Source organism: Burkholderia sp. E168m23, from assembly GCF_016586125.1.
GTDB lineage: Bacteria > Pseudomonadota > Gammaproteobacteria > Burkholderiales > Burkholderiaceae > Burkholderia > Burkholderia orbicola.
The window spans coordinates 1-6,371 of record NZ_BCPP01000363.1 but is presented as its reverse complement, the minus strand read 5'-3'; the positions used below and the strand labels follow the sequence as shown (position 1 = coordinate 6,371).

Below are 6,371 nucleotides of genomic sequence, written 5' to 3'. Positions count from 1 at the left end.
TTGTACGAATCCGTGTTGAGAATCGGATTGGCGAGAACCGCGGCAAAGCCGCCGGGATCGTTTTGCATGGCTAGAGCTCCTCTAGGCCGTTGAAGTGCCGCCGCGTCTGTCGCGGCGGACCGGATGCGGGGAATCAGCGCGTCACAGCTTCCCCAGGAAGTGATACGCGATGTCGAAGTGATCCTCGAACATCACGTTGCGCATCTGCGCGAATTCGTTGAGCGGGACCCAGCGCGCCTTGTCGGCGTCGTCGCTGCCCTTCACGCGCGGCAACTCGCCGGTCGGGAAGTTGAACAGGCACGCATGCGTGATCGTGCGGCCGCGCAGCGAACGCGTCGGGTGATCGAACACCTGGCGATCCTTGATCGAGCCGCGCAGCACGGGCTCCGGCAGCTTGAGGCCGGTTTCCTCGCGCAGCTCGCGGATGCACGCCGCATCGAGCCGCTCGTCCTGGTTCACGAAGCCGCCCGGCAGCGCCCACAGGCCGCGGCCCGGTTCGCTGCGGCGGCGCACGAGCAGGATATGCCCCGAATGCACGACCACCGCGTCGACCGTCACGAACGTGACCGGATACGGCGCGGCCGCCCACGCCTTGCGATACGCGGCGATGAATTCGGCTTCCGACTTCAGTTGCGCGAATTCCGGCTGCGTGCGAAAACGCTCGAGCCAGCCGAACACGGGTTCCGGCACGGCCCACTGCACGAAGCTGTTGGTGCGTTCGGCGAAATACTGGTCGCGGATCTCGGTGGCGGAAATGTCTTCCGTCGCGTCGACGTCGACGAGCTCCCATTGCGGGAACATCCGCAGGTAATACGACGTGGCGTCCTTCTCGTGGCCGATCAACCCGACCTTGCGTTGCGCGACGTCGCCGAGCGCGACGGCCACCGCATCCTGCACCCAGCGCACCCAGTCGCCGTCGTTGTAGGTCGAATCCTGCAGCGGGGCGATCGTCACGCGATCGCGCTCGGACGCGTCCAGCAACGAAGCCAGCATCTGGCGGCGCTCGTCGAACGAGAACGGGTCCTTGATGGTGCGGGGCTTGTCGGTCGACCCGATCAGCACGCACACGCGTTCGGCCCGACTCAGTGCCGACTTCAGCACGTTCAGGTGACCACGATGCGGAGGCTGGAAACGACCAATGAAAACGAGCGCGTCGAAGCGCCGGTTCTGTTGCGTACTCATGAGGCTCCCTCAAGAGATTGAAACGCTCCGGGTCTGTCCCGAAGGGTTGGGATAAATCCTAGGGGAATTCCCGAGATGCGTCAATCGCGCTCGTTCGAGCGCATGCTCGACTTGACGAAGTCTGACGAAACACAGGTTATTGGCGCGGTACACTCGATTTCATGCCAATCCGCGCGCCCACCCTCATGAGGATCTCAGTCAGCCGGACCGTCGGCGTCGACCGCAGGCGCCTGTTCACGTGGTCGCAGGACTACGGACGGCGGCTCGTGTGGGACAACTTCCTCAGCGACGCCTATCTGCTCGACGGCACGACCGCCGATGTCGGCGTCGACGCGTTCTGCCGCAGCCAGTCGGGCGCGACGATGGTGTCGCGCTACATTTCATACCGTCCGCCGCAGGTCGCCGCCGTCGAAATGGTCGAAGGCCCGAAGGTGCTCCAACGCTTCAGCGGCAGCTGGAACTTCGTCGAGCACACGCCCGGGTCGACCGAGGTGAAGTTCACGTACCACTTTCGCGCGCAGCCGTCGTGGCTGCGCTGGCTGCTCGAACCGCTGATCGGCGCGTTCTATCTCGTGCAGACGCGCCGGCGTCTCGATTCGTTCAAGCGCTGGGCCGAAGCCGAAGCGCTGCCGCGCTGACCGGTATGCGCCGGCGGCCGCGCCGCCCGCTATTTGCCGGATTCACCGAGCCGGGGAAACGACCGGCGGCCGCCATCCCGACGACCCGCCGTGGCCGATGCACGGCACGCGGCATCCTGGCTCATGCCAGCGCACTGCCGCGCGCCACCTGCTGCCGAACCTGCGCATGCGTGCCGAGCGCCGCCGCGATCGCATCGACTGCATCGGCCGCGCGCGCCGCGCCGCACATGAACGCATCGACGGCCGCGAAGCGATGCTCGGGCCACGTATGGATCGTGATGTGCGACTCCGCCAGCAGTACGACACCCGTCACGCCATGCTCGCCGCCGAAATGATGGAAGTGCGCGCCGATCACGCGCGCGCCGGCCCGTTGCGCCGCATCGGTGAGGATCGCTTCGAGCCGCGCGGCGTCGCGCAGCAGCGCCGCATCGATGCCCGCCAGGTCGGCCAGCACGTGCGAGCCGAGCGTCGCGCACGGCGGCGCGATCCCGTCGCGCGCAGTCATTTGTGCGACCCGTACGACGAGTAACCGCTGCGCGCCGACGAGCTGCCCCACCCGCCGCCGCCCGAACCGCTGCCGCCGATCGATGCGCAGCTGAACAGCGTGACGACGATCAGGCCGTAGACGCCGTAGAGGATGTACCGGATCACGCGTTGCCCCCGTCCGACGCAAACCGCTTCCACAGCCATTCCGGCAGCCACAGCACCAGCAGGCCGACCAGCACGTAGACGGAGCGGCCGGTGAACGAGAACAGCGAACCGAGGTTGAAGATCACGAGCAGCGCGCTGAACATGAACGGCAGCGGCGCGAAACTGTGCGGCCCCTTGCTGCCGAACAGACCCATCGATTCGGTCGCGCCCGTGGCGGCCGTCGTGGCCGCGGCCAGCGCCGGCGTGCCGAAGCGTTCGGCGAGCGCGCCGCCCGACAGCGGTCGCGCACGCGACCAGACGATCTCCGCGTCACTGCGCTCGCGCGTCAGCTTGTCCTTCTGCCAGCCGTAGTCGATGATCGACGTGCGATCGCCCGCCTGCACGCGCCAGTTGAATGCCCCGACCACGTAGACGACCTCCGATTCGTATTCCTCACGCAGCCGGTAGGTCTTGCCGCCTTCGGTCACGTTGCCGGATTCGCTGCCGATCGTCGGCCAGTGGTCGAGCACCTGCACGCGTTCCCAGCGCCCTTCGCTCTGCACGAGCCACAGGAAACCGCGTTTCGGGTTCAGCAGCAGGTATTCGTCCCACGTCTCGTCGTCGCCCGGCACGCGGCAGCGCATCATGCCGATCACCGTGTACTTCACGCCGTCGAACGTGCCGATCGCGCCGAGTTCGAGCGCGCCCTTCACCGATTCGAGCTTGCGCCGGGCCGCGAACACGGTCTGCTGCTCGGCCGTGCACTGCACGCCCGCGTGGCAACTGCCGCACACGACGTAGTCGGCCACGTTCGGCGCATACGACAGCGGCGCGCCGCAGCTCGGGCACGCGAACGGCACCAGCTCCGCGCCGCGCTTCTCGCGCGTATCGTTTTCGATGTCGCGCAGCCCCGTGAACGCGAGCGCGTCGAATTCCAGCGCCTCGCCCGCGTAGACGGCCGGGCTGCCGCCGTTCGACCCGGCGTCGGAATAGTCGCAGGTCGCGAATGCATTGCCCGTGCGCAGGTCGGCGACGCGCGCCTCCCAGCCGGCATCGACGCGAAACGGCAGTTCGCCGTCACCGCCCGTGCAGCGCGCGGTACGCACGTCCGACACCAGATACGCGCGGCCGCCGTGGTCGATCCGCATGCCCGGTTCGAGCGTGTCGAATGCGGGCCACGCGCCGCCCGACGCATCGTCGGGTTCGCGCACCGTGATCGCGTACTGCCCCGACGCATCCGACAGCCAGCCGAACGCGCCGTCGTCGAACACGACGTACCACTCGCTCCACGCGCCGGCGTCGTAGGTCATCTGGATGCGGCCGAGCACCGTGAACGCGCGCTTGTCGTAGCGCCCGGCCGTGCCGATCTGGATCGGCGATGCATCGTCGAGCACCGTCGCCAGTTCGCCGATGCGCTCGACCTCGGTGCCGCGCTTGAGCAACGTACTACGGCAAAACGCGCAGACGGCCATCACCGCCGCGGCCGAGCGAAACTCGACCGGCGCGCCGCACTGGGGGCACGAGGTACGGAACATGCGTGCCGCTTACCGGGTGAGCTTCGCGAGGATCTCGGCCTTCGCGCGCGAATATTCGTCTTCGGTCACGAGGCCCTTGTCGAACAGTGCCTTCAGCTGCTCGAGCCGCTGCACGTAATCAGTGCTCTCGGCCGCTGCGGCGGCCACCGGCGCGGCAACGGGCGTGGGCGGTGCGGCCTGCGCCGGTTGCGCGGCGCCCGCGATCTGGCCAGCCATCGCCTGCCCGATCGCCGCACCCGCGGCGAGCCCCGCGCCGACCCCGGCGATGCCGCCCGGGTTCTGCGCGGCGAGCGGAATCGCCTGCGCGGTCTGGTATTGCGTGGCGCGCGCGAGATCGCCGGCCATCCCGGCACCGATCCGCAGGTCGAGCGCCTTTTGCAGCTTGGCCGGCAGCGACACGCTCTCGACCGCGAACGCGTCGAGCGCCAGCCCGTAACGCGTGAACACCGGCACCAATGCCTCGGCGACGCGCTGCGACAGCAGCGACTGGTTCGCGGCCATGTCGACGAACGGCACGTCGGCCGAGCCGAACGTCGTGCTCATCGCGGTGACGACCAGATTGCGCAGTTGCTGCTCGAGATCGTCGACCGTGTATGCCGCGCGCGTGCCGCTCACCTCGCGGTGGAACGCAGCCGCATCGACGATCCGATACGAATAGATACCGAACGCGCGCAGTTGCACGAAGCCGAATTCGCGGTCGCGGATCGTCACCGGCTGCGCGGTGCCCCAGCGCCGGCCCAGCTGCAGCCGCGTGCTGAAGAAATAGACGTCGGACTTGAAAGGCGACTGAAAGAATTTGTCCCAGTTCTTCAGGTTCGTGAGTACCGGCAGCGTGCGCGTTTCCAGCGTGTAGAGCCCCGGCTGGAACACGTCGGCGACCTTGCCCTCGTTGACGAAGATCGCGACCTGGGTTTCGCGCACGGTCAGCTTGCCGCCGTACTGGATTTCCTGGTCTTCCATCGGATAGCGCCAGGCCAGCACGCCGTCGGTGTCTTCCGTCCATTGCAGGACGTCGATGAACTGCTTGCGGATGAATGAACCCAGACTCATGTCGGTCTCCTCGAAACGCGTGGTGCGTCAGGTCAGGCAGGCGGCATTGATGATGCCGACGACGAGCGACGCGGTGCCCATCAGGCCGCCCATCGCGACGTTGCGATCCTCGATCGCATGATTCATGCCGGGCATCACGCGCGTCAGCACCGCATAGGTGATCAGTTGCACGATCATCGCGCCGACGGCCCAGATCACGACTTCGCCGAGCGTCGAGTTGTGCGCGATGCTGGATGCGAGCGTCAGGCAGAAACCGATCAATGCGCCGCCGAACGACAGCGTCGCGGCCGCGTTGCCGTCGCGGATCAGCGCCAGTTCGTCGAACGGGGTGACCTTCAGGTACACTGCCGCGAACACGAGAAGCAGCACGAACGCCGACAGTAAATGAACCGCATAAAGATAGGCACTATTCATTCTTTTCCTCGGATTTTGTGCTCGGTTCGCCGCCCCGTCGCCGGCCGGCCCGCACAGGGCCGCCAGACGAAAATCCGCGCCAGTATATCCACATTGCCGAACACTGCACAACGGATGCGCGATGCTGCATAAGCGTGCACTCGTCCTGTCGATTCTCGTGCTCGCGTCGTGCGGGCTCGGCTACGAACTGATCAGTAGCGCGCTGTCGAGCTATCTGCTCGGCGACTCGATCCTGCAGTTCTCGTCGGTGATCGGCTGCTACCTGTTCGCGATGGGAATCGGCTCGTGGCTCGCGAAGTTCGTCGAGGACGACGACGTGCTCGACCGCTTCGTCGACATCGAGCTGCTCGTCGGCCTGCTCGGCGGCGTGTCGGCAGCGCTCCTGTTCGTGGTGTTCGCATGGCTCGCCGCGCCGTTTCGCGCGGCGCTTTACGCACTGGTGCTCGCGCTCGGCCTGCTGATCGGGATGGAGATTCCGCTCGTGATGCGCGCGTTCCAGCAGCGGCGCCAGGCGTTCCGCCATACCGTCAGCGAGGTGCTGACCTTCGACTATCTCGGCTCGCTCGCCGTGTCGCTGATCTTCCCGCTGGTGCTCGCGCCGCGCCTCGGCCTGCTGCGTACGAGCTTCCTGTTCGGTCTCCTGAACGCATTCGTCGCATTGTGGACGACCCACCTGTTCCGCGACGAGATCCGCAACGTGCGCGGCAAGCTGATGCGTGCGTCGCTCGTGATCGGGCTGCTGGTCGCCGGGTTCGCGCTGTCGGATCGCATCACGCACTGGGCCGAACACGGCGTGTACGGCGACGAGACGATCTACTCGGAAACGACGCCGTACCAGCGCATCGTGCTCACGCAGTGGCACGACGACATGCGGCTGTACCTGAACGGCAACCTGCAATTCTCGTCGCGCGACGAGCACCGC

The 6,371-nt window shown here is 66.7% G+C and carries 7 protein-coding genes and 1 pseudogene; 2 read left to right on the top strand and 6 right to left on the bottom strand.

Annotated features, from left to right (window positions below):
- Positions 1–141 precede the first annotated feature (141 nt).
- Positions 142–1,182 carry a bifunctional nicotinamide-nucleotide adenylyltransferase/Nudix hydroxylase gene (locus JMF90_RS19060; RefSeq protein ID WP_012339666.1) on the bottom strand — a complete coding sequence of 347 codons (1,041 nt, stop codon included), beginning with the start codon at positions 1,180–1,182 and terminating at the stop codon, positions 142–144.
- Between the two features lie 185 nt (positions 1,183–1,367).
- Here JMF90_RS19060 and JMF90_RS19055 point away from each other — a divergent pair, with 185 nt between their 5' ends.
- Positions 1,368–1,820 carry an SRPBCC family protein gene (locus JMF90_RS19055; protein ID WP_012339665.1) on the top strand — a complete coding sequence of 151 codons (453 nt, stop codon included), beginning with the start codon at positions 1,368–1,370 and terminating at the stop codon, positions 1,818–1,820.
- 121 nt (positions 1,821–1,941) lie between these two features.
- On the opposite strand, the gene speD is transcribed toward JMF90_RS19055, so the two are convergent.
- Genes speD through JMF90_RS19030 form a run of 5 tightly spaced genes read right to left on the bottom strand, consistent with a single transcriptional unit; the run spans position 1,942 to position 5,449 of the window.
- Complete coding sequence (gene speD, locus JMF90_RS19050) at positions 1,942–2,325, bottom strand: adenosylmethionine decarboxylase (RefSeq protein ID WP_012339664.1); 384 nt, start codon at positions 2,323–2,325, stop codon at positions 1,942–1,944.
- Positions 2,322–2,471, bottom strand: coding sequence for a hypothetical protein (locus tag JMF90_RS19045; protein WP_153489189.1), 150 nt, complete (start codon positions 2,469–2,471; stop codon positions 2,322–2,324). The genes speD and JMF90_RS19045 overlap by 4 nt, the downstream gene beginning before the upstream one ends.
- Positions 2,468–3,985 carry a DUF4178 domain-containing protein gene (locus JMF90_RS19040; RefSeq protein ID WP_011547262.1) on the bottom strand — a complete coding sequence of 506 codons (1,518 nt, stop codon included), beginning with the start codon at positions 3,983–3,985 and terminating at the stop codon, positions 2,468–2,470. Before JMF90_RS19040 ends, JMF90_RS19045 begins: the two co-directional genes overlap by 4 nt.
- A gap of 9 nt (positions 3,986–3,994) precedes the next feature.
- Positions 3,995–5,035 (bottom strand): SPFH domain-containing protein, encoded by a 1,041-nt coding sequence (locus JMF90_RS19035; RefSeq protein WP_011547261.1) that lies wholly within the window; start codon positions 5,033–5,035, stop codon positions 3,995–3,997.
- Between the two features lie 27 nt (positions 5,036–5,062).
- Complete coding sequence (locus JMF90_RS19030; protein WP_006480820.1) at positions 5,063–5,449, bottom strand: DUF350 domain-containing protein; 387 nt, start codon at positions 5,447–5,449, stop codon at positions 5,063–5,065.
- Between the two features lie 121 nt (positions 5,450–5,570).
- Here JMF90_RS19030 and JMF90_RS19025 point away from each other — a divergent pair.
- A pseudogene (locus JMF90_RS19025) lies at positions 5,571–6,371 on the top strand (polyamine aminopropyltransferase); the annotation flags it as partial.

What these genes read in the sequence shown, in the direction of transcription:
- JMF90_RS19060 (WP_012339666.1), bottom strand. Translation starts at nt 1,182, where the DNA reads ATGAGTACGCAACAGAACCGGCGCTTCGACGCGCTCGTTTTCATTGGT.
- JMF90_RS19055 (WP_012339665.1), top strand. Translation starts at nt 1,368, where the DNA reads ATGAGGATCTCAGTCAGCCGGACCGTCGGCGTCGACCGCAGGCGCCTG.
- speD (WP_012339664.1), bottom strand. Translation starts at nt 2,325, where the DNA reads ATGACTGCGCGCGACGGGATCGCGCCGCCGTGCGCGACGCTCGGCTCG.
- JMF90_RS19040 (WP_011547262.1), bottom strand. Translation starts at nt 3,985, where the DNA reads ATGTTCCGTACCTCGTGCCCCCAGTGCGGCGCGCCGGTCGAGTTTCGC.
- JMF90_RS19035 (WP_011547261.1), bottom strand. Translation starts at nt 5,035, where the DNA reads ATGAGTCTGGGTTCATTCATCCGCAAGCAGTTCATCGACGTCCTGCAA.
- JMF90_RS19030 (WP_006480820.1), bottom strand. Translation starts at nt 5,449, where the DNA reads ATGAATAGTGCCTATCTTTATGCGGTTCATTTACTGTCGGCGTTCGTG.